Below are 25,182 nucleotides of genomic sequence, written 5' to 3'. Positions count from 1 at the left end.
GCGTCCCGGCACCGGCGTGGCCCCGGTTGGGGTGATCGTTCCCGGTCGGGCGTATGGAGGATGTCACGTTCCGGGTGGGGTGTTTGTCGTTTGCCGCGCACGCCCCGGAGGGTAGGGGTAGAACAGCCCCCGTATCCCCGGACATAGATGCAGGCTGATGCGAAACCGATACCTGGACCTGCTCCGCTTCCTGGCCATCGTTCGAGTCGTCGTCTACCACGTCACCGGTTGGGCCACGCTGACCCTCGTCTTCCCGGCGATGTCGGTGATGTTCGCGCTCGCCGGCTCGCTGATGGCGGCCTCACTGCACCGGTGGGGGCCCCAGGCGGTCGTCCGTCGGTTGCGGCGCCTGCTGCCGTCGCTCTGGGTGCTCGCCGCCGTCTTCGTGCCCGCCATGCTGCTCACCGGGCTGCCGCTGAGCCCGAAGGTGCTGCTCTGGCTCTTTCCGATCGCCGACCCGCCGGCCAACGGCTGGGGCGCGATCGCGCTCAGCGTGATCTGGTACCTGCGCGACTACCTCTGGTTCGTGCTCGCCTCGCCGGTGGCCCTCTGGCTGTTCCGGCGCGCCCCGGTGCCCACCCTGATCGCCCCGTACGCCCTGCTCGCGGCGGCCGAACTGGGCCTGCTCCCGGCGCTGCCGGTGGCGCTGCACCAGTTCGGGCTCTACTTCGGAGCGTGGCTGCTCGGCTTCGCCCACCAGGCCGGCATGCTGCGCCGCCTGGCCAACCGGGTGCTGGTGCCGCTCGCGCTGGCCCTCGCCGCCGCCGGCGCGGCCTGGATCGTCACCCACCCCGGGCCGCGCGGGTACGACCTGAATGACAACCCCCTGGGCAACGCCCTCTGGTCGGCGGCCTTCGTCCTCGTGCTGCTCGGCCGGGGGCCGGCGAGCGCGTCCTGGGTGGACCGCAGCGCCGCGTTCGGCCGGGTGGTGACCGTGTTCAACCGGCGGGCGCTCACCGTCTACCTGTGGCACATGCCGTTCGTGGTGGCGCTCACCCCGCTGGTCGACGTGGTGGGCTGGTCGCATCAGGACCCGCTCGGCCTGGCGATCCGGGTGGCGCTGGTCTTCGCGCTGGTCGCGGCGGTGACCGCCCTGGTCGGCTGGGTCGAGGACGTGGCGGCCCGCAGACCGCCGGAGCTGGTCCCCGGCCGCGCCCGCCCCCGCCCGGCCACCGCGCGCCCGGCCGCCGGCGGGAAGCTGGGCGGCCCGGCCACCGCCCGCGCGCCCGCCGCCGGCGGGACGGTCGACGGCCCGGCCACCGTCCGCGCGGCCGCCGGCCGGAGGGTCGGCGGCCCGGCCACGGGGCGGGCCGTGGTGCCGGCGCCCCGGGTCGCCCGGGAACCGGAGACCGTCGAGATCAGCGCTGGGTGACCGTCACGTTGCCGCTGCCGGTGGAGAGGTCCAGCACCAGCGTGGCGGACGGGTCGTCGGTGACGCCCAGCTCGGCGTCGCCGCTGTCGGTGCTGGAGCGGACCCGGTAGCGGCCCGGCGGTACGACCAGCTCGACGTTCCCGCTGGAGGCGTGCACCCGCGCCGAGGCGGGCGTCGTGAGGTCGACGGTGACGTCACCGGAGCCGGCCTCGGCGTCCACCCCGCCGTCGAGGCGGTGCGCGGTGATGTCGCCGGAGGAGGTGCGCAGCGTGACCGCCGCCGCGACCTCGGCGACCTCGACGTTGCCGGAGCCGGCCTCCGCGCGGACGGGGCCACCGGCGCCGGACACCTGGATGTTGCCCGAGCCGGTCTCGGCGCGGACGGGGCCGCTGGACGCGGTCACCCGGATGTTGCCGGAGCCGAGCCGCATCTCCACCGGGCCCACCCTGCTCAGGTCGACGTCACCGGAGCCGGTCTCGCCCTTCACGCTCACCCCGTCCGGGGCGGTGACCTCGTAGGAGACGGTGCACCGGGAGCCGCAGTCGGTGTCCAGCACCAGCTCGGCACCCTTGATCTCGTACGTCGTGTCGGGCTGGCCGCCCTGGTAGCGCACCACCCGCTTGATCCGCACCTCGTCCTGCGCGCCGATGGCGCGGACGGTCACGTCGCCGGCCCCCGGGAGCACCCGGATGCTGCTGATCCGGACCGCCTCGGTGTTGTCGTAGTCGAGCCGGCGGAACGACAGGTTGTCGCACCCGGCGGAGACGATCAGGGTGGTGGCCGCAGCGAGCGCGGCGGCGGTGCGGTGCAGAGCCATGCGAGCACGCTACGAGGCGCGGCCCGCCCCACGCATCGGGGTTCCGCGCGCGGACACCCCGAGCTGACCCTGATTCCGCACCCCGAGAGAGAATGGTCCGATGGCCGGGTACCGCCGACAGCTCTACCGCGACGACGCGGTGGTCCTGCGCGTGCAGAAGCTCGGCGAGTCCGACCGGATCATCACCCTGCTCACCCGCCGGCACGGCCGGCTGCGCGCGGTGGCCCGGGGAGTCCGCCGCACCACCAGCAAGTTCGGCGCCCGGCTGGAGCCGTTCGGTCACGTCGACCTCCAGCTCGCCGGCGACCCGAAGGGCAACCACGGCAGCTCGCTGCACACGGTCAGCCAGGTCGAGGGCATCGACCTCTACGGCAAGCGGTTCCTCGGCGACTATTCGCGCTACACGGCCGCCAGCGCGATCGCCGAGACCGCCGAGCGGCTCACCCCCGTCGAGCGGGAGCCGTCGCTGCGGCTGTTCCAGCTCACCCTGGGCGCGCTGCGGGCGCTCGCCGAGGGCAGCCACGCCACCACGCTGGTGCTCGACGCGTACCTGCTGCGCGGCATGACGCTGGCCGGCTGGGCGCCGGCGCTGATCGCCTGCGCCGTCTGCGGCACGCCGGGGCGGCACCGGGCGTTCTCCGTACCGGCCGGCGGCGCGGTCTGCCCGGACTGCCGGCCGCCCGGCGCGGCCCACCCCGCCCCGGCCACCATCGACCTGATGTCCGCGCTGACCAGCGGCGACTGGGGGATCGCCGACGCCACCGAGACCGGCGTACGCCGGGAGTGCAGCGGCCTGGTCGCGGCGCACCTGCAGTGGCACCTGGAGCGCGCGCTACGCTCGCTGCCGCTGGTCGACCGGGGCGCCCCGGCGACCGGCCCGGTCCCGCCGCCGGGTGGCGTCGGGACCGGTGCGGACGGCGCGAGCAGTGGGAGGACCGAGTGATCCGATCGTTCAGGGCCGGGCGTCGCGAGCCGGTGCCGCCGACACCGCACCCGTCGGGCGCCCGGCCGCCGGCGCTGCCCGCCGACGCGGTGCCGAAGCACGTCGCCGTGGTGATGGACGGCAACGGCCGGTGGGCCAAGGAGCGCGGGCTGCCCCGCACCAAGGGCCACGAGGCGGGGGAGTTCTCCCTCTTCGACACCGTCGAGGGCGCCATCGAGCTGGGCATCCCCTACCTGTCGGCGTACGCCTTCTCCACCGAGAACTGGCGGCGCTCGCCGGACGAGGTCCGGTTCCTGATGGGCTTCAACCGGGACGTCATCCGCCGCCGCCGCGACCAGCTGGTCGATCTCGGGGTGCGGGTGGTCTGGTCCGGCCGGGCCGGCCGGCTCTGGAAGAGCGTCATCTCCGAGTTGCAGACGGCGGAGGAGATGTCCCGGGGCAACTCGACGCTGACCCTCCAGTTCTGCGTCAACTACGGCGGTCAGGCCGAGATCGCCGACGCCGCCGCCGCCATCGCCCGCGACGTCGCGGCGGGCCGGCTGGACCCGGAGAAGGTCACCGAGAAGACCGTCGCGAAGTACCTCTACCACCCGGAGATCCCCGAGGTGGACCTGTTCCTGCGGCCCTCCGGCGAGGAGCGGATCTCGAACTTCCTGCTCTGGCAGACCGCGTACGCCGAGCTGATCTTCCTCGACACGCTCTGGCCCGACTTCGACCGCCGCCACCTCTGGTACGCCTGCGAGCTGTACGCCCAGCGGGACCGGCGCTTCGGCGGCGCGCTGCCCAACCCGGTCGCCCCGCCGCCCGCCTGAGGCTTACCGCCCGGTCGTACGGGGTACCACGGTGGTCAGCAGCCACCGACGGAGGTGAACCCACATGATCCAGAAGCGAATTGCCCAGTGGGCGATGATGGCCGTCGCCGTGCCGTTGGCGGCGGCGGGCGCGCGCCGGCTCAGCCACACCCTGGAGGCCCGCCGTGGCCCGACCGGGGTGAGCCGCCTGCTCACCAAGGGCGCCGACATGCTCCGCCCGCAGAAGGCCAAGCGTCGCCGCTTCTTCTGACCGACTCACCTGGCCGTGACCTGACCTGCCTTGCCCCGACCCCCGACCCGCTCGCCGATCATGCAGTCGTGGTGCCCCGCGAAAGCCCCGTACCGGGGCGTTCCGCCCACCGGAAGTGCATGATCGACTTGCGGGTCGGGGGTTCGGGGTTTCGGGGGGTGGGTCAGGGGTGGGGTGGTTAGGGTCGAGGGGGGCGGTGGTCCCGGGTGGCGCGGCGAGTCTCGGGGGTGGGGATGCGGGAACTGCGGGACAGGATGGTCGCGGCGTTGGACGCCGTCGACCTCGGTGACCCGGTCCGCGCGCAGGTGGCGGAGATCTGTGCCGGGATCGCCGAGCAGCACTGCCGGGAACTCGGCCACGCGACGCAGCCGCGCTCCGGGGAGATCGGCGAGCTGGCCAGCGGCGATCCCGCACTCACCTGGGCCCCCACGGAGACCGGGCAGCGTGCCTGGTGACGGCCCCCGCGCCGGTCGGACCCGAGAACGCGGCGGCCGGGTCCGAGCGACGACCGATGGTGTGGTGACCGCCCCCTCGCCGGTCGCGAGCCCTGCCCGGCAGGTGCCCCCCGCCGTCGCCTGACGCCCACGGGAGCGGGCGGGGTCAGGCCTCGATCTCGGCGCGGTCGGCGGACCAGCGGGTGTGGAAGGTGCCCTCGCGGTCCACGCGCTGGTAGGTGTGCGCCCCGAAGTTGTCCCGCAGCGCCTGGACCAGGGCGGCGGGCAGCCGCTGCGCGCGCAGCGCGTCGAAGTACGCCAGCGACGAGGCGAACGCGGGCGCGGGCACCCCGGCCCGGGCCGCCTCGGCCACCACCCGCCGCCAGCTCGGCACGCCGTCGTTCACGGTGTCCGCGAACCACGGCGCCACCAGCAGCGTCGGCAGGTCGGGCCGCTCGTCGTACGCCTGGCGGATCCGGTCGAGGAAGCGGGCCCTGATGATGCAGCCGCCCCGCCAGATCGTCGCGGTGCCGCCCAGGTCGATCCCCCAGTCGTACTCCCGGGAGCCGGCCCGGATGTGGTCGAAGCCCTGCGCGTACGCGACGATCTTCGAGGCGAGCAGGGCGCGGCGGACGTCCTCGACGAAGGCGTCGGAGTCCTCGACCCGCCAGGTCGCGCCCGCGTCCGGGAACGCCCGGCGGGCCGCCTCGCGCTGGTCGGCGTGCCCGGACAGCGACCGGGCGAAGGTCGCCTCGGCGATACCGGTGATGGGGATGCCCAGGTCGAGCGCGCTCTGCACCGTCCAGCGGCCGGTGCCCTTCTGCTCGGCGCGGTCCAGCACGACGTCCACGAACGCCCGCCCGGTGGCCGCGTCGGTGTGTGCCAGCACGTCCGCGGTGATCTCGATCAGGAAGGACTCCAGCTCGCCGGAGTTCCACCCGCGGAAGATCTCCGCGACCTCCGCCGGCTCCGCGCCCAGCCCGGCCCGCAGCAGGTCGTACGCCTCGGCGATGAGCTGCATGTCGGCGTACTCGATGCCGTTGTGCACCATCTTGACGAAGTGCCCGGCGCCGTCCGGCCCGATGTGCCGGCAGCACGGCACCCCGTCCACCTGGGCGGCGATCTGTTCGAAGATCGGCCCGAGCGTGCGGTACGACTCCGCGGACCCGCCCGGCATGATGCTCGGGCCGCGCAGGGCGCCCTCCTCGCCGCCGGAGACGCCGGTGCCGACGAAGTGCAGGCCGTGGGCGCGCAGCGCCTCCTCCCGCCGGCGGGTGTCGGCGAAGTGCGCGTTGCCGCAGTCCACGACGATGTCGCCGGCGTCGAGCAGCGGGACCAGCTCGTCGACCACGGCGTCGGTGGGCTTGCCCGCCTTGACCATCACGATGACCGCCCGGGGGCGCTCCAGCGACGCGACGAAGTCGGCCATCGACTCGGCGGGCAGGAAGGTCCCCTCGTCGCCGTGCTCCGCGAGGAGGCTGCGGGTGCGCTCCGCCGAGCGGTTGTGCACCGCCACGGCGAAGCCGTTGCGGGCCAGGTTCCGGGCCAGGTTCCGACCCATCACCGCCAGCCCGGTCACGCCGATCCGCGCCGTCGCCCGCCCGGCCATCCGCCCGCCCTCCGCCGTCGAGACCTGTCGCGGCGACCGTATCGCGGGCGGGGCGCCCCGGAGGCCGTGTCGGGCAGCCTGTCACCGGGTGGTGGCCCGAGGGGCGCGGGGCTGGCCGACGATCCGCCGCCGGGCGGCCTCCGCGCAGCGCGACCGGCCCGCCGCCGACCCCGCCGGTAATTCGGCTGCGCGCGACCGGTCGGGCGGCTACCGTGTGGGCATGCGCAACTGACGCCCCACCTCCGAGCCGACCCGCCGCCGCATCGCCGCGGGTCCGCGTGCTCCCGGGCGTCCGCATTCCGCACCTGCCGTCGAGGCGGCGGTGTTCCTCGTGGCCGATCCCGGGCAGCAGTCCCGATCCCGCCCGACCGTCGCGCGACGGTCGCCGAACGAGGCGGGCCAGCTCACCGGACGTCGCTCCGGTGCGGAAGGGCCCGCAGACCCGAGGAGGCACCGGATGCCCGCCAGGCGCAACCCGAAGAAGTCCCGTACCACCGTCCCCACGCCGTCCGTCGCGGACCTGACGCCGGTCAACCTCGACGAGGTGGCGGTCGCGCCGGTCGTGCCGGCGCTGCCGGTCGACCGGCCGGCGGCGCCGAAGGCCGGTCCGCCGGTCTCCGGCGCCGGGCGTTCCGGCGCGCTGCGCGGCCAGAAGGCCGGGCAGGCCCGCCGGTACGCCTTCCGGCGCAGCTGACGGCGCCGGCCGGGTGGAGCCGTCGTCACCGGCGACTCCACCCGGCCCGTCCGCTGCCCGGCCCGTCCGCCGCTCGACGGGCTACGTCAGCCCGTCGACGGGCGGCGTCAGCCGATCAACGGGCGGAAGGTGCCGAGCAGCACGCTCACGGTCAGCGCGGCCCCGGCGAGCACCGCCGCGCCGATGATCAGCAGGCCGTCGGCGACCACGAAGTGCTGTCGCCGGGCGACGGTGCGCGGGGTCCCGGCGTCGAAGCCCCGGGCGTCCATCGCCACGGCCAGCCGGGTGCCCCGGCGGATCGCCCCGACCAGCAGCGCGAAGGCCGTCGACACGAACAGCCGCAGCTGCGCCAGCGGGTTGCGGCCGGCCTCGACCCCCCGCGCGCGGCGGGCCATGGAGATCATCTGCCACTCCTGCCCCAGCAGCGGCACGAGCCGGAACGCGGCCAGCGCCCCGATGGCGAACCGGGCCGGCGCCTTCGCGTTCTGGATCAGCGCGTCCGCCAGGTCCGTCGGGTCCGTGGTGGCGAAGACGATCACGCCGGGCAGCGCGACCGCGAACATGCGCAGCACCAGGCCGAGCGCGGTGAGCAGCACCCCGGAGGTGACCACCGCCGGGCCGGCCTCGACCAGCACCCGGCCGGAGCGCTCGGCCGCGAAGAGCACCAGCGTCACCACCACGCCGACCGCGCCGACGAGCAGCGGCCAGGCCCGCCGCGCCAACACCCGGAGGCGGACCCCGAACAGCGGCAGCACGGCCAGTTCGACGGCGATCGCGATGGCCGGGGCCACCGGGTCCAGGGTGGCGATCAGGATGAACGAGAACACCAGCGCCGCGGCGAGCTTGGCCACCGGGTTGCGCCGGGCCAGCGGCGCCTCCGGCGCGGCGACGGGCTCGAAACTGATCACGCCCGCTCCCGGGTGAGGCGGCGGCCCGGCTGGGTGACCGGTGCGGCGGTCCGGTCGGGGCTGGTCACGGGCGCTCCAGGGTGAGGCGGCGATCCGGCTGGGTGACCGGTGCGGCGGTCCGGTCGGGGCTGGTCACGCCCGCTCCAGGGTGAGGCGGCGGTCTGCCAGGGCGGCGACGAACTCCGCATCGTGGGTCACGGCGACCAGGCCGTGCCCGGCGTCGCGCAGCTCGGCGAAGAGGTCCACCAGCTCCAGCCAGGTGCGCCGGTCCTGGCCGAAGGTCGGTTCGTCGCAGACGAGCAGGCGGGGCGCGGTGGCCAGGGCGGTCGCGACGCTCAGCCGCCGCGCCTCCCCGCCGGAGAGGGTGTACGGGTTGGCCGCCGCGAGCTTCGTCAGCCGCAGCCGGGACAACAGTCCGTCCACGATGGACCGGACCGCCGCCTCGGGCTGGCCGGTGCGGCGCGGGCCGAGCGCCAGCTCGTCGAAGACGGTGTTGGTGACGAACTGGTGCTCCGGGTCCTGGAAGACCGAGCCGACCCGGCGGGCCAGCGCCGGGGCGCGCCAGCGGTGCGGGGGAGTGCGGGCGTCGTCGCCGGCCAGTGCCGTCGTCGCCGCGACCCGGCCGGCTCCGGGCTTGAGCAGGCCACCGAGCAGCAGGGCGAGGGTCGACTTGCCGGCCCCGTTGGGCCCGAGGACGGCGAGCGCCTCGCCGGCGCGTACCGCCAGGTCGACGGCGGCCAGCCGGGGCGGCAGGGCGAGCCGGTCGGCGGTGAGCAGCACGTCGCCGGCCGGCGCGGTCGCGTGGCGGGGCGGTACCGGGCGGCCGGGCACCCAGACGCCCTCGTCGGCGAGCGCGTCGCCGTGCGTGCCGAAGACCGCCTCGGGCGTGCCGTCGGCGCGGACGCCGCCGCCGGGTTCGAGCACGACCACCCGGTCGACCAGGGGCAGCGCCTCGGCGACCCGGTGCTCGACCAGGATCAGCGTGGTGTCGGCGTCCAGCGCGCCGGCCACCGCCGCCCGGATCAGCGCCGCGCCGGTCGGGTCGAGGTTGGCGGTCGGCTCGTCGAGCAGCAGCAACCCGGGCCGCAGCGCCAGCACCCCGGCCAGGGCGAGCCGTTGCTGCTCGCCGCCGGAGAGCGCGGCGGTGGGGCGGTCCCGGGGGTACGGGAAGCCGACCCGGGTCAGCGCCTCGTCGACGCGGGGCCAGATCTCCCCGGCGGGGACCCCCCGGTTCTCCAGCCCGAACGCCACGTCGTCGCCGCTGCGGGCCATCACGAGCTGGGTCTGCGGGTCCTGGAAGACGATGCCCACCCGCTCCCGGCCCTTGCGGGGGTCGAGCCCGTCGATCTCGACGGTGCCCTCCTGCTCGCCCGAGTCCTCGGGCAGCAGCCCGGCCAGCGCGGCGAGCAGGGTGCTCTTGCCGGCCCCGGAGGGTCCCAGCAGCAGCACCCGCTCGCCGGCCTCGACGCGCAGGTCCACCCCGCGTACGGCCCACGCCCGCCGCCCGGCGTGCCGCCACCCGAACCCCCGCAGCGTCACCGCCCCCACCGCGCCCCCCTTCGGGCCCGCCCGCGGGCGCCGATCATGAGGTTGGCGGCGCCCACGGAGATCCACGTCGCCGTCAACCTCATGATCGGCCCCGATTCCGTGGTGCGGGTCAGATCGGGGCGCGGTCGCGGGCGGCGGGGAACCGGTCCAGGGCGCCCGTGGTGGCCAGGGCGCGGGTCAGGGCCCAGCCGCCGGCACCGGCGACGACGGTGGCGCTGACGATGGTGAGCAGGGCGTACGGGATCCGGTAGCTGCCCAGGGCGTACTCGCTGTTCCAGACGAAGAAGTCGAACAGCGCCGCGCCGAGGCCGGTCAGCGCGCCGGCGAGCAGCGCGGTGGGCAGCCGGAACGAGCGGTAGCGGAACGCGGCGAAGGCCAGCTCGGCGCCGAGCCCCTGGATCAGGCCCTGGACGATGGTGACGCCGCCCCACTCCGAGCCGAGCAGCGCGGAGACCGTCGCCGCCACCGCCTCGCAGAAGAGCGCCGCGCCGGGCTTGCGGATCACCAGGCCGCCGAGGACGGCCGGGACCAGCCACACGCCGTACATGATCGCCTGGCCGGCGGGGAAGAACGCGAACGCCGGGTCGACGGCCCGCCACAGCAGGCCCCAGGCCCAGAAGATGACGCCGAAGGCCACCGCGATCACCGCGGCGACGACGACGTCGACGGTGCGCCACCGGGTGGTGGTGTTGTTGTCTCGCATGATTGCTCCCAGTCCCGAACGAGAACCAGGAGAAGACGCACGCCGCGCCCGGATGTGCCGGACGTCGACGCGGCTGGAGGTCGACCGAACTCCCTGCGCTGGCATTACCCAGATCAGGTTCGAGGGTCTGCGGGCGGTGCCCGCACTCTCAGCGCTGTGCGCTCCCCTGTCGGATGTGAAGTTGTCGCGCCGACGCTAACACCTTTGAAGATCATCGGGCAAAGTGATCTTTCCGCAGCTCACCAGCGCGTTCGATCGACGCGGTCGATTTCGCCCCGGTACTCTCGGACGGCCACTGGAGAACCGGCAGAGGGACACGTACGTGACATCCGAGGCTGACCGCCGCGCGCCGGACGGGCCGCACCCGGGCGCGGTGGGCGTGGCCGCCCCGGGCGTACGCGAAAAGACGCCGGCGGCGCCCCGCCGCCCGGAGCGGCGGATCGGGTCGGTGGAGGTGCTCGCCGGCCTGCTGATCCTGCTGATCGTCTTCCGCGAGCCGCTCGCCCGCGCCCTCTCCGCGCCCCGGTTGCAGACCTGGACCACCGTCTTCGTCTCGGTCATGGTGCAGGCGGTGCCGTTCCTGGTCTTCGGGGTGCTGCTCTCCGCGGTGATCGCGGTCTTCGTGCCCCGGTCGTTCTGGGCCCGGGCGCTGCCGCGCCATCCCGCGCTCGCGGTGCCGGTGGCCAGCGCGGCCGGCGTGGTGCTGCCCGGCTGCGAGTGCGGGGCCGTGCCGATCGCCGGCTCGCTGATCCGGCGCGGGGTCACCCCCGCCGCCGCCCTGGCGTTCCTGCTCGCCGCCCCGGCGATCAACCCGATCGTGCTCACCGCCACCGCGGTGGCCTTCCCCGAAGACCCGGCGATGGTCCTCGGCCGGGCCGTCGCGAGCCTGGTCGTCGCGATGGTCATGGGCTGGCTGTGGCTGCGCCTCGGCCGGGCCGACTGGATCCGGCTGCCGCGCCGCCCGGAGCTGGACGACAGCTCGCGCGGGCGGGCGTTCTGGGGGGCGGTCCGGCACGACGTCACACACGCCGGCGGGTTCCTGGTGATCGGCGCCGCGGCGGCGGCCACGATCAACGTCGTCGTGCCGGAGCGCTGGTTGCAGACCCTCGCCGACGAACCCGTGCTCTCGGTGCTCGCGCTGGCGGGGCTCGCGGTGCTGCTCTCGCTCTGCTCCGAGGCGGACGCCTTCGTCGCCGCCTCGCTGTCGCAGTTCTCGCTGACCTCCCGACTGGTCTTCCTGGTGGTGGGGCCGATGGTCGACCTCAAGCTCATCTCGATGCAGGCCGGAGTCTTCGGCCGGCGGTTCGCGCTGCGGTTCGCCCCGACCACCTTCGCGGTGGCCGTCGCGGTGGCCGCCGCGACCGGGGCGGTGCTGCTGTGAACCGGCAGGCGCAGGCGGTCGTCCTGCTGCTGCTCGGGGGCGCGGTGGTCCGGGCCAGCCTCACCGACCTGCACCTGCGCTACGTCAAGGAAGGGCTGCGGCCCTTCCTGATCGCCGCCGGCCTGCTGCTGGTGGCCGCCGCGGTCATGACCCTCTTCTACGAGCTGCGCCCCATCCTGCGGCGCACGCCCGCCGACCAGCACGACGCACCAGACCACGACGACGCGCACGACCACCACGAGCCGCGGGTCGGCTGGTTGCTGATCCTGCCCGTGCTGGGCCTGCTGCTGGTCGCCCCGCCGGCCCTGGGCTCGTACGCGGCCGGCCAGGCCGGCACCGCCGTCTCCACCCGCCAGCAGCCGTCCGACTACCCGCCGCTGCCCGACGGCGACCCGGTGCGGGTGGCCGTGCTCGACTACGCCTCCCGGGCGCTGTTCGACCGGGGCGCCTCGATCGGCGACCGCCGGGTCCAACTGACCGGCTTCGTCACCACCGGCCCCGACGGCCGGCCGCTGCTGGCCCGGATGGTGCTCTCCTGCTGCGCCGCCGACGGGCGGCCGGTGAAGCTGGGCCTGACCGGCGCGGCCCCCGACCGGCTCGCCGACGACACCTGGATCGAGGTGACCGGCCGCTACAGCGACCGGATCGCCCGGGACCCGGTCAACGACGCCGAGATCCCCTACCTGGACGTGGAGTCCTGGCGGCAGGTGCCCCCACCCCGGCAACAGTACGAGTGACCCGCGCCCACCGTGGGTAGGCTCACGATCATGCGGATCGAGGCCCGGGGGTTCACGTTCGACGTCCGCGTCGGCGGACCGGAGGGCGGCGCGCCCGTCCTGCTGCTGCACGGCTTCCCCCAGCACGGCGGGGAGTTCGACGACGTGGTGCCGGCGCTGCATGCCGCCGGCCTGCGCACGTACGCGCCGGACCAGCGCGGCTACTCGCCGGGCGCGCGACCCGAGGCGGTCGAGGCGTACCGGCTGCCGGAGCTGGTCGCCGACGCGGTGGGCCTGCTCGACGGGCTGGGCGTCGACGCGGCGCACCTGGTGGGGCACGACTGGGGCGCGATCGTGGCCTGGGCCGTCGCGGCCCACCATCCCGAGCGGGTCCGCACGCTGACCGCGGTCTCGGTGCCGCACCCCGGCGCGATGGCCTGGGCGCTGGCCGAGGACGCGGGGCAGAAGGCGCGCTCGGCGTACATGACGCTGTTCCGCAAGCCGGGCAAGGCGGAGAAGGCGCTGCTCGTGCTGGGCGCGACCGGGCTGCGCCGGATGCTGCACGGGGTCGGCGACGACGCGCGGGTGGCCGCGTACGCGGACCCGATGCGCGAGCCGGGCGCGCTGACCGCCGCGCTGAACTGGTACCGCGCCATGTCCCGCCGGGACCTGGCGGCCACCGGGCCGGTGGCGGTGCCGACCACGTTCGTGTGGAGCGGCCGCGACATCGCGATCGGCCGGACCGCCGCCGAGGCGTGCGCCGAGCACGTGACCGGCGACTACCGCTTCGTCGAGCTGCCCCGGGTGAGCCACTGGATCCCCGACGAGGCGCCCGCCCCGCTGGCCGAGGCGATCCTGGCCCGCGTGCACGACCCGGTGTGACCCTCCCCGCGACACCGCCCGGCGGACGCCGGGCCCCCCACCCCGACGGAGGTACGACATGGACGGAGCAGACATGCCGGTGAGCGCCGAGGAGTTCCTGGCCGTGGTGACCGCCACGATGAACCGGGTGGCCGAGAGCCAACGCGAGGCGGTGGGGCGGGCCGCCGACCTGATCGCCGAGGCGGTACGCGCCGACGGCGTGGTCCAGGCGTTCGGCACCGGCCACTCCGAGGCGCTGGCCATGGAGATCGCCGGGCGGGCCGGCGGGCTGGTGCCGACGAACCGGATCGCCCTGCGGGACCTGGTGCTGCTCGGCGGCGCCCCGACGGACGTGCTCGGGCCGTTGCTGGAGCGCGACCCGTCGGTGGCGCACCGCCTCTACGAGCTGGCCCCGATCGGCCCCCGGGATGTCTTCGTGCTCGCCTCCAACTCCGGCGTGAACGGCGCGATGGTGGAGTTCGCGTCGCTGGTCAAGGAGAAGGGCCACGGGCTGGTCGCGATCACCTCGGCGCAGCACTCCGGGCAGATGACCTCGCGTCACCCGTCGGGGCGCAAGCTCGCCGACTTCGCCGACGTGGTGCTCGACAACGGCGCCCCGTACGGCGACGCGACGCTGCCGCTGCCCGGCGGCGGCGCGGTCGGCGCGGTCTCGTCGATCACGGCGGCGCTGCTGGCGCAGCAGATCACGGTCGAGGTGGTGGCCCGGCTGCTGGCGGCGGGGGAGCGTCCCCCGGTCTACCTGTCGGCCAACATCGCCGGGGGCGACGAGCACAACAGCGCCCTGGAGGCCCGCTACGCCGGCCGGATCCGGCGCGGCTCCTGATCGGGCGGACCGGCGCCTCCGGTGACGACGTGAGTCGGTTTCGCGCGTCGGCCGGTGGGGCATGAGCGATGCTGCCGCCGGCCGCCCCCCGCCGGCAGTACCGTCTGACCGGAGGTAGCGCGTGTCCAAGGAAACCGAGAAGCAGCGCTGGCAGCGCAACTTCGCCGACCTGCTCCAGGAACTGCGGGTCGCCCAGACCGGTGTGCAGATCCTCTTCGCCTTCCTCCTCACCCTGCCGTTCAGCAACGGCTTCACCCGCACCAGCGGCTTCCAGAAGGACGTCTACATCGTCGCGTTGCTGGCGGCGGCCGCCGCCACCGCGATGATCATTTCGCCGGTGGCGTTCCACCGCGCGCTGTTCCGGCAGGGCCGCAAGCCGGAGCTGGTCCGGTTCGCCCACCGGATGGCCAGCGGCGGCCTCGCCTTCATGCTGATCTCGATGGTCAGCGCGGTCCTGCTGATCACCGACTTCGTGCTGGACCGGAGCATCGCCCTGGTGCTCAGCGGCCTCACCGGGCTCTGGTTCCTCACCTTCTGGGTGTTCCTGCCGTTCTCCCGGCGCAACTGGGGCGACGACGACAGCGACGACGACGACAACGAGCCGCGGTCCCTCGGCGACTGACCGAAGTCGACACAACTCGATCTTTACCGACCGCTACCCCTGGGTAACAGCCGGGGGTAGCGTGCTGTTTGTCGAGCACGTTGACGCATCCGGACCGAGGTTCGAGGGGGCCGCCGTGACCACGACACAGAACAGCCGACCCGCGCCCGACGAATCAGGCGCCGACCAGCCGGCGTCGACCGCCGCCGACGGCCCGCCACCGGCCGGCGCGGCCGGACCCCTGCCGACGGAGGCTGGTCAGGTCTCCGAGAAGGAGGCCCGCCAGGTCGCCGAGGCGGCCCGGGAGTCCTCCTGGGACCGTCCCAGCTTCGGCAAGGAGCTCTTCCTCGGCCGGTTCCGGCTCGACCTGATCGACCCCTGGCCGCGCTCCGACCCGGCGGACGCCGCCCGCGCCGACGAGTTCCTCGGCCGGCTCCGCGAGTTCCTCGCCTCCGAGGTGGACGGTGCCGCGATCGAGCGGGACGCGTCCATTCCGGACGAGGTGTTCGAGGGACTGGCCCGGCTCGGCGCGTTCGGCATGAAGATCGACCGGTCGTACGGCGGGCTCGGGCTCAGCAACCTGCACTACTGCCGGGCGCTCATGCTGGCCGGCTCGGTCAGCCCGGCGATCGGCGCCCTGCTCTCGGCGCACCAGTCCATCGGGGTGCCCCAGCCGTTGAAGATGTTCGGCACCGCCGAGCAGAAGCAGCGCTTCCTGCCCCGGCTCGCCGCCGGTGAGGTCTCCGCGTTCCTGCTCACCGAACCGGACGTCGGCTCCGACCCGGCCCGGCTGGCCACCACCGCCGAGCCCACGCCCGACGGCACCGGCTACCGGCTCAACGGCGTGAAGCTGTGGGCCACCAACGGCACCGTCGCGACCCTGCTCGTGGTGATGGCCCGGGTGCCCGCCGCCGAGGGGCGGCGCGGCGGGATCACCGCCTTCGTCGTCGAGGGCGACACCGAGGGCATCACCGTCGAACGGCGCAACGCCTTCATCGGCCTGCGGGGCCTGGAGAACAGCCTGACCCGCTTCCACGACGTCTTCGTGCCGAAGGAGAACGTCATCGGCGGCGAGGGCAAGGGCCTCAAGATCGCGCTGACCACCCTGAACACCGGGCGGCTGTCGCTGCCGGCCATGTGCGTCGGCGCCGGCAAGTGGGCGTTGAACGTCGCCCGGGAGTGGGCCGCCGACCGGGTGCAGTGGGGGCGGCCCGTGGGCGAGCACGAGGCGGTGGCCCAGAAGCTCTCCTTCATCGCCGCGACGACGTACGGCATGGAGACCATGCTGGACCTCTGCTGCCTGCTCGCCGACGACGACCGCAACGACATCCGGATCGAGGCGGCGCTGGTCAAGCTCTACGCCAGCGAGATGGCCTGGAAGATCGCCGACGAGCTGGTGCAGATCCGGGGCGGCCGCGGCTACGAGACGGCCGACTCGCTCGCCGCCCGGGGCGAGCGGCCGGCCGCCGTCGAGCAGATGCTGCGCGACCTGCGGATCAACCGCATCTTCGAGGGCTCCACGGAGATCATGCACCTGCTCATCGCGCGGGAGGCGGTCGACGCGCACCTGTCGGTCGCCGGCGACATCATCGACCCGGACGCCGGGCTCGGCCGCAAGGCGAAGGCCGGGGCGCGGGCCGGCGCCTTCTACGCGAAGTGGCTGCCCACCCTCGCCGTCGGCAGGGGACAGCGCCCGTCGGCGTACGCCGAGTTCGGCCCGCTCGCCGGGCACCTGCGGCAGGTGGAGCGCGCCTCGCGCAAGCTGGCCCGCTCGACGTTCTACGCGATGTCCCGCTGGCAGGGGAAGATGGAGCGCAAGCAGGCGTTTCTCGGCCGGGTGGTGGACATCGGCGCGGAGCTGTTCGCGATGTCCGCGGTCTGCGTGCGCGCCCATGCCGAGCGGGAGGCCCGGCCCGAGAACGTGGAGCTGGCCGACCTGTTCTGCCGGCAGGCCCGGGTCCGCGTCGACGCGCTCTTCGCCGCCCTGTGGGACAACACCGACTCCGTCGACACGGTCGCCGCGAAGCGGATCCTGGCCGGGCGCTACGCCGCGCTGGAGGACGGTGTGATCACCCCCGCCGACGACCTGCCCTGGGTGGCCCGCTGGTCGCCCGGCCCGTCCACCGCCGACGACGTCCGCCGCCGCATCCCGCCCGCGCGGTGACGTCGACCGCCCCGCCCGCCGCACCCCTGACCCGGGTCGATCATGCAGTTCTGGTGCCCCGCAGAAGGGGCGGGTGCGGACGCTCCGGGCACCACAACTGCATGATCGCGGGGGTGAGGGCGGGGTCAGCGCGTGCTGCGGAGGCCGAGCTGGCGTAGCTCCAGCGCGGCGAGGGCGTCCACGGTGGCGTCGTCGCCGCGCCGCCACGCCTCGGCCACGTCGGGCGCGATCCGGGTCAGCCGCCCCAGCGGCTGGGTGGCCAGCGCGCGCAGCGCGAGCAGGTCCCGGCCGGCGGGGGCGGCGGCCAGCTTCGCGGCCGAGGCGGCCCGGCGCATCCAGCGCACCCGCAGCGGCAGCCACCCGAAGAGCACCAGGCCGAGCGGGAAGACCAGCACGGCGACGGCCAGCGCGAGCGCGAGCTGGTCGACCAGCTCCTGCTGGTCCCGGCCCGCCTCGGCCAGCGAGCGGGCGGCGGTGGCGGCGCGCTCGAACGGCGCGGTCAGCTCGTCGCCGACCAGCGGCACCCGGCCGACCTTGCCGCCCGCCTCGGCCAGGTTGTCGGCCAGGCCGCCGCCGGCGCCCTCCAGCTTCTGCCCGGGTACGGCGAGCTTCTGGACCAGGTCGTGCAGCCACAGCGCGCCACGGATCGCGCCGTACACCCAGGCGACGACGAGCAGGTCGGTGATCATCTGTCGGACGGCGGTCGGGAAACGATCGGCGTAGATCTTCACGCCGGACAGCGTGCCACGCGCGGCCGTCCCCGGCACGCGACGGACCGGCGGCACACCGCTCGGCGGCGGACGGTGCAGCGGCGGGGCACCGTCCGGCGGCGGGCGGTGCAGCGTGGCACACCGCTCGGCGGACGGTGTGCAGCGGCGGCGGGGGAGCAGCGGCGGCGTGCCGCCCTGTGTCAGCCCGTGCAGGCCGGGCAGGTGCCGAAGATCTCCAGGGTGTGGCTGACGTCGGCGTAGCCGTGCTTCGCCGCCACCCGCTCGGCCCAGTTCTCCACCGTCGGCCCCGCCACCTCCACGGTGCGCCCGCAGGCCCGGCAGACCAGGTGGTGGTGGTGGCCCTCGCTGCACCGGCGGTAGAGGTGTTCGCCGCCCGGCGGGCGCATCACGTCGATCTCGCCCGTGTCGGCGAGCCCCTGCAAGGTGCGGTAGACGGTGGTCAGCCCGACCCGCTCGCCGCGCTCGCGCAGCATCGCGTGCAGCTCCTGCGCGCTGTGGAAGCCCTCCAGCTCGCCGAGCAGCGCGCTCACCGCCGAGCGCTGCCGGGTGTTGCGGACCGTGGAACCGGTCATGCTCATGATCCCTCCCCGGCGTGGCTCACCGCGTCGGCCACGATGTGTGCGACGTGCTCGTCGACCAGCGCGTACGCGATCTCGCGACCCCGCCGGGAGCCGCGCACCACGCCGGCGCCCCGCAGCACCCGGAGGTGCTGGGAGACCAGCGGCTGCGCGGCGCCGAGCTTGTCGACCAGCTCGTGCACGCAGCGCTCGCCCTCGGCGAGCTCGCTGACGATGGCCAGCCGGATCGGCGCCGAGAGGGCACGCAGCAGCTCGCTCGCGCCCTCGAAGGCGTCGTAGCCTGATCCGTCGGTCACCCCGTAACGGTAACCAATCCCGCCGACACGCCGCTGACCAGGATCACACGCCGCCGGCCCGGATCAGTGCAGCACCACCTCGTGCGGCTCGGGCGCGGGCGCGGCGGCCGGGGTGCGCCGTCGGCGCAGCACCCGCCACACCGCGCCGAGGACCGCGACCACCCCGAACGAGGCGATCGCCATCAGCACCACCGAGGCGCCGGGGGCGGTGTCGGCGTTCGCCGCCACGTAGACCCCGGAGCCGGCCGCGAAGAGTCCGAGCGCCATCGCCGCCGTCATCGTGCTGCGGAACCCCCGGGTCACCTGCTGCGCGGTGGCCACCGGCACCACCATCAGGGCGCTGATCAGCAGCACCCCGACGGCCCGCATGGCGATCGTCACGGTGACCGCGGTGGCCACGGCGAGCAGCAGGTTGAGCGTGCGCACCGGCAGGCCGGAGACCCGGGCGTACTCCTCGTCGTGGCAGACCGCGAACAGGGCCGGGCGCAGCGCCAGCATGGTCACCCCGATCGCGACGCCGAGCACCGCGATCGTGGTCAGGTCCTGCGGGGAGATCGTGGTCAGCGATCCGAACAGGTAGGCGTTCAGGTTGGCGCTGGTGCTGTCGGAGAGCCCGACCAGCGTCACGCCGCCGGCGATGCCGCCGTAGAAGAGCAGGGCCAGGGCCAGGTCGCCGGAGGTGCGCCCGCGGGCGCGGACCAGCTCGATGGTGATCGCACCGGCGGTCGCCACGGCCACCGCGACGAGCACCGGGGACCGGTTGAGCAGCAGGCCCGCGCCGACGCCGGTGAGCGCCACGTGCCCCACCCCGTCGCCGATCAGGGCGAGCCGCCGCTGCACGAGGTAGATGCCGAGCGCCGGTGCGGCCAGGCCGATGATCAGCGCCCCGATCAGGGCCCGCTGCATGTAGGGGTACTGGAAGAGTTCCATCTCAGCTGCTCCACAGCCCGGCGGGCTCGTCGGGACCGTGCGGGTGCACGTGGTCGTGGTCGGGCTCCGCGTGGTGGCCGGCGGGCTCGGGCACCGCGCCGTCGTGGCAGATCCCACCCTGGTGTACGACGACCGCCCGGCTGATCAGCGGCCGCAGCGGCCCGAGCTCGTGGGCCACCAGCAGCACCGTGCCGCCGCCGGCGACGAAGTCGTGCAGCGCCCCGGCGAACGCCTCCTGGCTGGCCGCGTCGACCCCGGCGGTCGGCTCGTCGAGGACCAGCAGCTCCGGCCGGCCGGCCAGCGCCCGGGCGATCAGGGTGCGCTGCTGCTGCCCGCCGGAGAGGGTGCCGACGGGATCGTCGGCCCGGTCGGCGAGCCCGACCGCCTCCAGCGCGGCGGTCACCGCCGCCCGGTCCGCCGCGCCGGGCGGGCGCAGCACCCCGCGCCGGGCGAGCCGGCCGGAGGCCACCACCTCGCGGACGGTGGCCGGCACGCCGCTGCCGGCGCCGAGGCGCTGCGGTACGTACCCGATCCGGTGCCACTGCCGGAAGCGGCGCAACGGACGGTCGAAGAGGGTGACCGACCCGGAGCTGAGCGGCACCAGGCCGAGCGCGGCGCGGATCAGGGTGGACTTGCCGGAGCCGTTGGCGCCGAGCACCGCGACCACCTCGCCGGCGGTCACGGTCAGCGAGACGTCGCGCAGCACGGGGCGGCCGTCGTAGCCGACCACCCCGTGCGCGACGGTGATGACTGGGGATGTCACGAGCAGCTCAACGCCGTCCTCAGGGTCGCAAGGTTGGTACGCATCACCGAAAGGTAGTCGCCGCCGCCGGTCGACAGCCCCTCCAGGGGGTCCAGCACCGCGGTCTTCGCGCCGACCTCGGCGGCGATGGTCTGGGCCACCTTCGGGCTGACCAGCGTCTCGAAGAAGATCGTCGTGGCCTTGTGCTCCCGGGCCTCCTGGGCGACCTCGGCCAGGCGCTGCGGGGCGGGCTCGTTCTCCGGGCTGAGGCCGGTGATGCCGATCTGCTCCAGCTTGTAGCGCTCGGTCAGGTAGCCGAAGGCGGTGTGGCTGACGACGATCTCCCGCCGCTGGCAGGTCTTCAGCCCGGCCGTGAACTCGGCGTCCAGCTTCTCCAGTTCGGTGCGCAGCGCCCCGGCGCGGGCGGTGTAGTCGGCGGCGCGGTCCGGGTCGGCCTGGCCGAGCCGCTCGGCGAGCTTGTCGCCGACCGTGGCCAGGCGGGTCGGGTCCAGCCACAGGTGCGGGTCCTTGGTGCCGCCCTCCTCGTGGCCGGGCTCCTCGTGGCCGGGCTCCTCGGCCTTGCCCGACTCCTTAGGCTTGCCCGACTCCTCGGGGTGGGCGTGCTCCTCGCCCTCGTGGTCGTGGTCGTGGCCGCCCGCGGCGGCGTCCATCAGCGGCTGCACGGTCGACACGTCGAACGCGCGGTCCTTGGCGTTCTGCTCGACGGCCTCGTCCAGCGCCGGCTGGAAGCCCTTGAGGAGGACGACCAGCTCCGCCTCGGCGACCTGGCCGACCTGGCCCGGGTTCAGCTCCAGATCGTGCGGTTCCGCCCCGGGCTTCACCAGGTTGCTCACCTTCACCGCGTCGCCGCCGATGCGCTCGGCGAGGAACTGCAACGGGTAGAAGGCGGCCACCACGTCGACCCGCTGCGGGTCGGGGCCGGCCGTGTCGTCGTCGGAACAGGCCGCGACACCGCCCAGGGCGAGCAGGGCGGTGGTGGCGACGGCCAGGGTGCGTGGGGCGGAACGGAGGTTCATGTCTCGAACTGTCCGCGACAACGATAATGATTGTCAAAAACGCATGCTTGCATGTCAGAACAGCTTCACCAGGCCCGCGGTGACCAGCAGGGTGAGCGCCACCAGCCGGATCAGCCGGGTCTGCGCCGTCTGCACCGACCAGGTGGTGACCATCAGCGCGGCCACGGCCGCGGCGAGCAGCAGGGTGAGCAGCCCGCCGACCACGCCGGGGGTGAAGAACGCGACCAGCACCAGCACCAGGGTGACCAGGAACACCGTCGTCGGGTTCGCCCGGGCCAGCCGGGCCGGCAGGGGGCTCTGCGTACGCTGCATCCCACAGACTCTACGAGGAGGAACCCCGTGCTGGTGACGAACCGGTTCGTGGTCGACGTCGATGTCGCCGACGCGTTCACCGAACGGGCGCACGCCGCCCTCGCCGCGCTCGCGGCCCGCCCCGGTTACCTCCGCGGCCAACTGGTCCGGGCGCTGGACGACCCCCGGCACTGGTGCCTGGTCACCGAATGGGAGTCGGTCGGCACCTACCGGCGCGCCCTGGGCGGCTTCGACGTCAAGATCACCGCCGTGCCGCTGCTCGCCGAGTCGGTCGACGAGCCGTCGGCGTACGAGGCGCTCGCCAGCGCCGCCCCGGGCGGGGACGTCGTCCCGGCCGCCAGTGATCGGGCCGCTGGTCCTTACCGCTGAGCCCGTGGGCACTACATTGCTCTCATGACCGCTCCCGGACCGGCGATCCCGCCGCCGTACCCTCCGCCGCCCGGCCAGCAGGGGGCGCAGCCGCCCGCCGTGCCCGGTCCGCCGGCGGACCCGGGCGCGCCCGCCCCGCCGCCCGGACCGGGGGTCGCCCCGCCGTTCGCGGCACCGCCGACCGAGGGGCGCAACACCCGGCTCTGGCTGGGGCTGGGCGCCGGGGCACTCGCCGTGCTGCTCTGCTGCGGCGGTGGCGGCGCGGCCGTGGTCGGTCTGGCCGTGACCGGGGTGCAGGCTGTGCGCGAGCAGGGGCGCGCCGTCTCCACCGACTACTACCAGGCGCTCGTCGAGCGGAAGTACGGCGCGGCGTACGACCAGCTCTGCGACGACGCGCAGCGGCGCGAGTCGCGCCGGGAGTTCGAGCGCCGGGTGGCCGCCGAGCCGCGGATCGCGACGTTCCGGGTGGGCGACGTCGATGCCGTCTCCCTCACCGTGCCGGTCGACGTGACCTACACCGGCGGCCAGCAGGACCGGCAGGAGGTCACCCTCGGGCAGGACCAGCAGACAGGCGGCATGGAGGTGTGCGGGGTGAGCTGACCGCCCCGGTATTCTGCTGGGCCCGGGACGGCGCGGGTCCCGAGCTGTTCCTTCCGTCCTTCCGCGTCTCCGCCGGCCGCCAGTCGGTGTAGGAGGAAACATGTCAGCCGACCGTCTCGACGCCGTCGTCAGCCTCGCCAAGCGCCGAGGCTTCGTCTTCCCCTCCAGCGAGATCTACGGAGGCAGCCGGTCGGCGTGGGACTACGGTCCGCTCGGCGTGGAGCTGAAGGAGAACGTCCGCCGGCAGTGGTGGAAGACGATGGTCCAGCAGCGCGACGACGTGGTCGGCCTGGACTCCGCCGTGATCCTCGCCCGCGACGTCTGGGCTGCCTCCGGCCACCTGGACGCCTTCGTCGATCCGCTGACCGAGTGCCAGTCGTGCCGCCAGCGGTTCCGGGCCGACCGCTTGGAGGAGGCGTACGAGGCCAGGCAGGGCAGGCCGCCGGCCTCGCTGACCGAGCTGAACTGCCCGAACTGCGGCAACAGGGGCACCTTCACCGAGCCGAAGATGTTCAACGGCCTGATGAAGACCTTCCTCGGCCCGGTCGAGGGCGAGGAGGGCATGCACTACCTGCGGCCCGAGACCGCCCAGGGCATCTTCGTCAACTACCGGAACGTGGAGACGGTCGCCCGCAAGAAGCCGCCCTTCGGCATCGCCCAGACCGGCAAGTCGTTCCGCAACGAGATCACCCCGGGCGACTTCATCTTCCGCACCCGCGAGTTCGAGCAGATGGAGATGGAGTTCTTCGTCGAGCCGGGCTCGGACGAGCAGTGGCACGAGTACTGGCTCTCCGAGCGGTGGAACTGGTACCTCGACCTGGGCCTGTCGGAGGGGAACCTGCGCTTCCACGAGCGCCCGAAGGAGAAGCTCGGCCACCACTCGAAGCGCACGGTGGACATCGAGTACCGCTTCCAGTTCGGCGGCACCGAGTTCGCCGAGCTGGAGGGCATCGCCAACCGCGCCGACTTCGACCTCTCGACGCACAGCAGGCACTCCGGCGTCGACCTGTCCTACTTCGACCAGGCCAGGGGCGAGCGCTGGATACCGTACGTCATCGAGCCGTCCGCCGGCCTGACCCGCGCGGTGCTCGCGTTCCTGCTGCAGGCGTACGACGAGGACGAGGCGCCGAACACCAAGGGCGGCGTGGACAAGCGCACGGTGCTGCGCCTGGACCCGCGGCTGGCCCCGGTCAAGGTGGCGGTGCTGCCGCTGTCGCGCAACGACGCGCTCTCGCCGAAGGCGAAGGGCCTCGCCGCCGACCTGCGCAAGCGCTGGGTGGTGGAGTTCGACGACTCGCAGGCGATCGGCCGCCGCTACCGCCGCCAGGACGAGATCGGCACCCCGTTCTGCGTCACGGTCGACTTCGACACCCTCGACGACGACGCGGTGACCGTCCGGAACCGGGACACCATGGCCCAGGAACGCATCGCGCTGGACCAGGTCGAGCGCTACCTGATCGAGCGCCTCCCCGGCTGCTGAGCTGCGGCGGGGCCTCGGCCGGCGCGGGAAGGCGCGCCGGCCGGCCCCGTACACTTGTCCGGTGACCGCGCCGACCGTTCCCGCCCTGCGCCCGCTGACCCTCGGACGGCACGAGGTGTGGCCGCCGGTGGTGCTCGCGCCGATGGCCGGCATCACCAACATCGGCTTCCGGCAGCTCTGCCGGGAGCAGGGCGGCGGCATCTACGTCTGCGAGATGATCACCACCGTCGCGCTGGTCGAGCGGAACCCGAAGACGCTGCGCATGATCGCGTTCGGCGACGACGAGCGGCCCCGCAGCCTCCAGCTCTACGGCACCGACCCCGAGGTCACCGCCGCCGCCGTGCGGATCGTGGTGGAGAAGGATCTCGCCGACCACATCGACCTCAACTTCGGCTGCCCGGTGCCCAAGGTCACCCGCAAGGGCGGCGGCTCGGCGCTGCCGTGGCGGCGCCGGCTCTTCGCGCGGCTGGTCAGGGCCGCGGTGGACGCCGCGTCGCCCGCCGGGGTGCCGGTCACGGTCAAGATGCGCAAGGGCATCGACGACGACCACCTGACGTACGTCGAGGCGGGCCTCGCCGCCCAGGACGCCGGCGTGGTGGCGGTCGCCCTGCACGGGCGTACGGCGGCGCAGCGCTACTCCGGCACGGCGGACTGGGACGCCATCGCCACGCTCAAGCAGGCGCTGGACGTGCCGGTGCTCGGCAACGGCGACATCTGGGAGGCCGACGACGCGCTGCGGATGGTGGCGCACACGGGCGTCGACGGCGTGGTGATCGGCCGGGGCTGCCTGGGCCGCCCGTGGCTCTTCGCCGACCTGGAGGCCGCGTTCGACGGCCGCCCGGAGCGCCGGCTGCCCACCCTCGGCGAGGTGGCGCGGACCATGCGTCGCCACGCCGAACTGCTGGTCGACCAGTTCACCGCGGGCTCCCGCACCCCCGCCCGGGGCGAGCGGGACGGCTGCACCGACTTCCGCAAGCACGTCGCCTGGTACCTCAAGGGCTTCCCGGTCGGCAGCGAGCTGCGCCGCGAACTCGCCATGATCGAGAGCCTGGCCCAGCTCGACGACCTGCTCGGCAAGCTGGACCCGACAGTGCCCTTCCCGGTGGCCACGCTGGGCCAGCCGCGCGGCCGCACCAACTCGCCCGGCAAGGTCTTCCTGCCGGAAGGCTGGCTGGCCAGCCGCGACGACGACACCGTCCCGGAGGGCGCCGAGCTGGCCGACTCGGGCGGCTGAGCCTGGCTCCGGCGGGGCTGGGCCTGGCTCCGGCGCGGCTGAGCCCGGCTCCGGCGCGGCTGCGGACGCGGGGCGCGGACGGAGACGACGAAAGGGCCGGCCCCGTGGGGCCGGCCCCGTGGGGCCGGCCCTTGTCGTCGTTCGGTGGTGTGGGTCGGGTCAGGCGGTGTAGCCGCGGGTGGCGATCCAGTCGGCGAGGTTGTCGACGCTCATCCG

General features: G+C 74.4%; 28 protein-coding genes and 1 riboswitch. Of the genes, 16 read left to right on the top strand and 12 right to left on the bottom strand.

Annotated features, from left to right (window positions below):
• Nucleotides 1-157: 157 nt before the first annotated feature.
• Nucleotides 158-1,372 carry an acyltransferase family protein gene (locus tag AB0G08_RS22440; RefSeq protein WP_358091131.1) on the top strand — a complete coding sequence of 405 codons (1,215 nt, stop codon included), beginning with the start codon at nucleotides 158-160 and terminating at the stop codon, nucleotides 1,370-1,372.
• Here AB0G08_RS22440 and AB0G08_RS22435 read toward each other — a convergent pair.
• Nucleotides 1,359-2,189 (bottom strand): DUF4097 family beta strand repeat-containing protein, encoded by an 831-nt coding sequence (locus AB0G08_RS22435; protein WP_358091129.1) that lies wholly within the window; start codon nucleotides 2,187-2,189, stop codon nucleotides 1,359-1,361. The two genes, AB0G08_RS22440 and AB0G08_RS22435, sit on opposite strands and share 14 nt — an antisense overlap.
• A gap of 100 nt (nucleotides 2,190-2,289) precedes the next feature.
• Here AB0G08_RS22435 and recO point away from each other — a divergent pair, with 100 nt between their 5' ends.
• The 4 genes from recO to AB0G08_RS22415 all read left to right on the top strand — a co-directional run bounded on the left by recO (nucleotide 2,290) and on the right by AB0G08_RS22415 (nucleotide 4,649).
• Nucleotides 2,290-3,132, top strand: coding sequence for a DNA repair protein RecO (gene recO, locus AB0G08_RS22430; RefSeq protein WP_358091127.1), 843 nt, complete (start codon nucleotides 2,290-2,292; stop codon nucleotides 3,130-3,132).
• Nucleotides 3,133-3,164: 32 nt separating this feature from the next.
• Nucleotides 3,165-3,944, top strand: a complete 780-nt coding sequence (locus AB0G08_RS22425) for an isoprenyl transferase (protein ID WP_358091185.1) — start codon at nucleotides 3,165-3,167, stop codon at nucleotides 3,942-3,944.
• 64 nt (nucleotides 3,945-4,008) lie between these two features.
• A complete protein-coding gene (locus tag AB0G08_RS22420) occupies nucleotides 4,009-4,194 on the top strand; it encodes a hypothetical protein (RefSeq protein WP_311413809.1) in 186 nt (61 codons plus the stop codon).
• Between the two features lie 206 nt (nucleotides 4,195-4,400).
• Nucleotides 4,401-4,649 (top strand): thioredoxin reductase, encoded by a 249-nt coding sequence (locus tag AB0G08_RS22415; protein WP_358091125.1) that lies wholly within the window; start codon nucleotides 4,401-4,403, stop codon nucleotides 4,647-4,649.
• A 145-nt stretch (nucleotides 4,650-4,794) separates the two neighbouring features.
• Here AB0G08_RS22415 and gndA read toward each other — a convergent pair whose 3' ends face one another.
• Nucleotides 4,795-6,237 (bottom strand): NADP-dependent phosphogluconate dehydrogenase, encoded by a 1,443-nt coding sequence (gene gndA / locus AB0G08_RS22410; RefSeq protein WP_358091123.1) that lies wholly within the window; start codon nucleotides 6,235-6,237, stop codon nucleotides 4,795-4,797.
• Between the two features lie 457 nt (nucleotides 6,238-6,694).
• Here gndA and AB0G08_RS22405 point away from each other — a divergent pair, with 457 nt between their 5' ends.
• The gene (locus tag AB0G08_RS22405) at nucleotides 6,695-6,931 is read left to right on the top strand and encodes a hypothetical protein (protein ID WP_357577595.1); all 237 of its coding nucleotides are present in this window, start codon (nucleotides 6,695-6,697) and stop codon (nucleotides 6,929-6,931) included.
• 107 nt (nucleotides 6,932-7,038) lie between these two features.
• Here the strand turns inward: AB0G08_RS22405 and AB0G08_RS22400 are convergent, their stop codons facing one another.
• The 3 genes from AB0G08_RS22400 to AB0G08_RS22390 all read right to left on the bottom strand — a co-directional run bounded on the left by AB0G08_RS22400 (nucleotide 7,039) and on the right by AB0G08_RS22390 (nucleotide 10,090).
• Entirely contained in the window at nucleotides 7,039-7,839 is an 801-nt protein-coding gene (locus AB0G08_RS22400) for an energy-coupling factor transporter transmembrane component T (RefSeq protein ID WP_358091121.1), read from the bottom strand.
• A gap of 132 nt (nucleotides 7,840-7,971) precedes the next feature.
• Entirely contained in the window at nucleotides 7,972-9,387 is a 1,416-nt protein-coding gene (locus AB0G08_RS22395) for an ABC transporter ATP-binding protein (protein ID WP_358091119.1), read from the bottom strand.
• 109 nt (nucleotides 9,388-9,496) lie between these two features.
• On the bottom strand, nucleotides 9,497-10,090 hold the full coding sequence (locus AB0G08_RS22390) for an ECF transporter S component (protein WP_358091117.1): 594 nt from the start codon (nucleotides 10,088-10,090) through the stop codon (nucleotides 9,497-9,499).
• A gap of 72 nt (nucleotides 10,091-10,162) precedes the next feature.
• A riboswitch (TPP riboswitch) is annotated at nucleotides 10,163-10,268 on the bottom strand.
• 201 nt (nucleotides 10,269-10,469) lie between these two features.
• Here AB0G08_RS22390 and AB0G08_RS22385 point away from each other — a divergent pair.
• The 6 genes from AB0G08_RS22385 to AB0G08_RS22360 all read left to right on the top strand — a co-directional run bounded on the left by AB0G08_RS22385 (nucleotide 10,470) and on the right by AB0G08_RS22360 (nucleotide 16,657).
• Nucleotides 10,470-11,471 carry a permease gene (locus tag AB0G08_RS22385; RefSeq protein WP_358091183.1) on the top strand — a complete coding sequence of 334 codons (1,002 nt, stop codon included), beginning with the start codon at nucleotides 10,470-10,472 and terminating at the stop codon, nucleotides 11,469-11,471.
• On the top strand, nucleotides 11,468-12,208 hold the full coding sequence (locus AB0G08_RS22380; protein ID WP_358091115.1) for a TIGR03943 family protein: 741 nt from the start codon (nucleotides 11,468-11,470) through the stop codon (nucleotides 12,206-12,208). Before AB0G08_RS22385 ends, AB0G08_RS22380 begins: the two co-directional genes overlap by 4 nt.
• Nucleotides 12,209-12,238: 30 nt before the next feature.
• Nucleotides 12,239-13,069, top strand: coding sequence for an alpha/beta hydrolase (locus tag AB0G08_RS22375; RefSeq protein ID WP_358091113.1), 831 nt, complete (start codon nucleotides 12,239-12,241; stop codon nucleotides 13,067-13,069).
• Nucleotides 13,070-13,142: 73 nt separating this feature from the next.
• Nucleotides 13,143-13,892, top strand: coding sequence for an SIS domain-containing protein (locus AB0G08_RS22370; protein ID WP_358091181.1), 750 nt, complete (start codon nucleotides 13,143-13,145; stop codon nucleotides 13,890-13,892).
• Between the two features lie 121 nt (nucleotides 13,893-14,013).
• Nucleotides 14,014-14,514, top strand: coding sequence for a DUF6328 family protein (locus AB0G08_RS22365; RefSeq protein ID WP_357871894.1), 501 nt, complete (start codon nucleotides 14,014-14,016; stop codon nucleotides 14,512-14,514).
• Nucleotides 14,515-14,629: 115 nt separating this feature from the next.
• Nucleotides 14,630-16,657: an acyl-CoA dehydrogenase family protein gene (locus AB0G08_RS22360; protein WP_358091111.1), complete on the top strand. Its 2,028-nt coding sequence runs from the start codon at nucleotides 14,630-14,632 to the stop codon at nucleotides 16,655-16,657.
• Between the two features lie 125 nt (nucleotides 16,658-16,782).
• Here the strand turns inward: AB0G08_RS22360 and AB0G08_RS22355 are convergent, their stop codons facing one another.
• The 7 genes from AB0G08_RS22355 to AB0G08_RS22325 all read right to left on the bottom strand — a co-directional run bounded on the left by AB0G08_RS22355 (nucleotide 16,783) and on the right by AB0G08_RS22325 (nucleotide 21,283).
• Complete coding sequence (locus tag AB0G08_RS22355) at nucleotides 16,783-17,388, bottom strand: hypothetical protein (protein ID WP_358091109.1); 606 nt, start codon at nucleotides 17,386-17,388, stop codon at nucleotides 16,783-16,785.
• Nucleotides 17,389-17,567: 179 nt separating this feature from the next.
• A complete protein-coding gene (locus tag AB0G08_RS22350) occupies nucleotides 17,568-17,966 on the bottom strand; it encodes a transcriptional repressor (RefSeq protein ID WP_358091106.1) in 399 nt (132 codons plus the stop codon).
• Entirely contained in the window at nucleotides 17,963-18,262 is a 300-nt protein-coding gene (locus tag AB0G08_RS22345; RefSeq protein WP_088998913.1) for a metalloregulator ArsR/SmtB family transcription factor, read from the bottom strand. The genes AB0G08_RS22350 and AB0G08_RS22345 overlap by 4 nt, the downstream gene beginning before the upstream one ends.
• 63 nt (nucleotides 18,263-18,325) lie before the next feature.
• Nucleotides 18,326-19,192 carry a metal ABC transporter permease gene (locus AB0G08_RS22340; protein WP_121400249.1) on the bottom strand — a complete coding sequence of 289 codons (867 nt, stop codon included), beginning with the start codon at nucleotides 19,190-19,192 and terminating at the stop codon, nucleotides 18,326-18,328.
• 1 nt (nucleotide 19,193) lies between these two features.
• Nucleotides 19,194-19,955: a metal ABC transporter ATP-binding protein gene (locus tag AB0G08_RS22335; protein ID WP_358091103.1), complete on the bottom strand. Its 762-nt coding sequence runs from the start codon at nucleotides 19,953-19,955 to the stop codon at nucleotides 19,194-19,196.
• Entirely contained in the window at nucleotides 19,952-20,971 is a 1,020-nt protein-coding gene (locus AB0G08_RS22330; protein WP_358091100.1) for a metal ABC transporter substrate-binding protein, read from the bottom strand. Before AB0G08_RS22330 ends, AB0G08_RS22335 begins: the two co-directional genes overlap by 4 nt.
• 54 nt (nucleotides 20,972-21,025) lie before the next feature.
• Nucleotides 21,026-21,283, bottom strand: coding sequence for a hypothetical protein (locus AB0G08_RS22325; RefSeq protein WP_357883060.1), 258 nt, complete (start codon nucleotides 21,281-21,283; stop codon nucleotides 21,026-21,028).
• 27 nt (nucleotides 21,284-21,310) lie between these two features.
• Here AB0G08_RS22325 and AB0G08_RS22320 point away from each other — a divergent pair, with 27 nt between their 5' ends.
• The 4 genes from AB0G08_RS22320 to dusB all read left to right on the top strand — a co-directional run bounded on the left by AB0G08_RS22320 (nucleotide 21,311) and on the right by dusB (nucleotide 24,966).
• Nucleotides 21,311-21,652, top strand: coding sequence for an antibiotic biosynthesis monooxygenase (locus tag AB0G08_RS22320; RefSeq protein WP_358091098.1), 342 nt, complete (start codon nucleotides 21,311-21,313; stop codon nucleotides 21,650-21,652).
• A gap of 24 nt (nucleotides 21,653-21,676) precedes the next feature.
• A complete protein-coding gene (locus AB0G08_RS22315; protein ID WP_358091096.1) occupies nucleotides 21,677-22,252 on the top strand; it encodes a hypothetical protein in 576 nt (191 codons plus the stop codon).
• A 100-nt stretch (nucleotides 22,253-22,352) separates the two neighbouring features.
• On the top strand, nucleotides 22,353-23,732 hold the full coding sequence (locus tag AB0G08_RS22310; RefSeq protein ID WP_358091094.1) for a glycine--tRNA ligase: 1,380 nt from the start codon (nucleotides 22,353-22,355) through the stop codon (nucleotides 23,730-23,732).
• A gap of 61 nt (nucleotides 23,733-23,793) precedes the next feature.
• Nucleotides 23,794-24,966: a tRNA dihydrouridine synthase DusB gene (gene dusB, locus AB0G08_RS22305; RefSeq protein WP_358091092.1), complete on the top strand. Its 1,173-nt coding sequence runs from the start codon at nucleotides 23,794-23,796 to the stop codon at nucleotides 24,964-24,966.
• Nucleotides 24,967-25,182 lie beyond the last annotated feature (216 nt).

The organism is Micromonospora sp. NPDC023644 (assembly GCF_040640115.1).
Taxonomy (GTDB): Bacteria; Actinomycetota; Actinomycetes; order Mycobacteriales; family Micromonosporaceae; genus Micromonospora.
This window is presented reverse-complemented; position numbering and strand designations above follow the sequence as displayed.

Bases quoted from the DNA above. Each gene is read 5' to 3' on its own strand.
- AB0G08_RS22440 (WP_358091131.1), top strand. From the start codon at position 158: ATGCGAAACCGATACCTGGACCTGCTCCGCTTCCTGGCCATCGTTCGA.
- AB0G08_RS22435 (WP_358091129.1), bottom strand. From the start codon at position 2,189: ATGGCTCTGCACCGCACCGCCGCCGCGCTCGCTGCGGCCACCACCCTG.
- recO (WP_358091127.1), top strand. From the start codon at position 2,290: ATGGCCGGGTACCGCCGACAGCTCTACCGCGACGACGCGGTGGTCCTG.
- AB0G08_RS22420 (WP_311413809.1), top strand. From the start codon at position 4,009: ATGATCCAGAAGCGAATTGCCCAGTGGGCGATGATGGCCGTCGCCGTG.
- gndA (WP_358091123.1), bottom strand. From the start codon at position 6,237: ATGGCCGGGCGGGCGACGGCGCGGATCGGCGTGACCGGGCTGGCGGTG.
- AB0G08_RS22405 (WP_357577595.1), top strand. From the start codon at position 6,695: ATGCCCGCCAGGCGCAACCCGAAGAAGTCCCGTACCACCGTCCCCACG.
- AB0G08_RS22390 (WP_358091117.1), bottom strand. From the start codon at position 10,090: ATGCGAGACAACAACACCACCACCCGGTGGCGCACCGTCGACGTCGTC.
- AB0G08_RS22375 (WP_358091113.1), top strand. From the start codon at position 12,239: ATGCGGATCGAGGCCCGGGGGTTCACGTTCGACGTCCGCGTCGGCGGA.
- AB0G08_RS22370 (WP_358091181.1), top strand. From the start codon at position 13,143: ATGCCGGTGAGCGCCGAGGAGTTCCTGGCCGTGGTGACCGCCACGATG.
- AB0G08_RS22350 (WP_358091106.1), bottom strand. From the start codon at position 17,966: ATGAGCATGACCGGTTCCACGGTCCGCAACACCCGGCAGCGCTCGGCG.
- AB0G08_RS22340 (WP_121400249.1), bottom strand. From the start codon at position 19,192: ATGGAACTCTTCCAGTACCCCTACATGCAGCGGGCCCTGATCGGGGCG.
- AB0G08_RS22330 (WP_358091100.1), bottom strand. From the start codon at position 20,971: ATGAACCTCCGTTCCGCCCCACGCACCCTGGCCGTCGCCACCACCGCC.
- AB0G08_RS22325 (WP_357883060.1), bottom strand. From the start codon at position 21,283: ATGCAGCGTACGCAGAGCCCCCTGCCGGCCCGGCTGGCCCGGGCGAAC.
- AB0G08_RS22315 (WP_358091096.1), top strand. From the start codon at position 21,677: ATGACCGCTCCCGGACCGGCGATCCCGCCGCCGTACCCTCCGCCGCCC.
- AB0G08_RS22310 (WP_358091094.1), top strand. From the start codon at position 22,353: ATGTCAGCCGACCGTCTCGACGCCGTCGTCAGCCTCGCCAAGCGCCGA.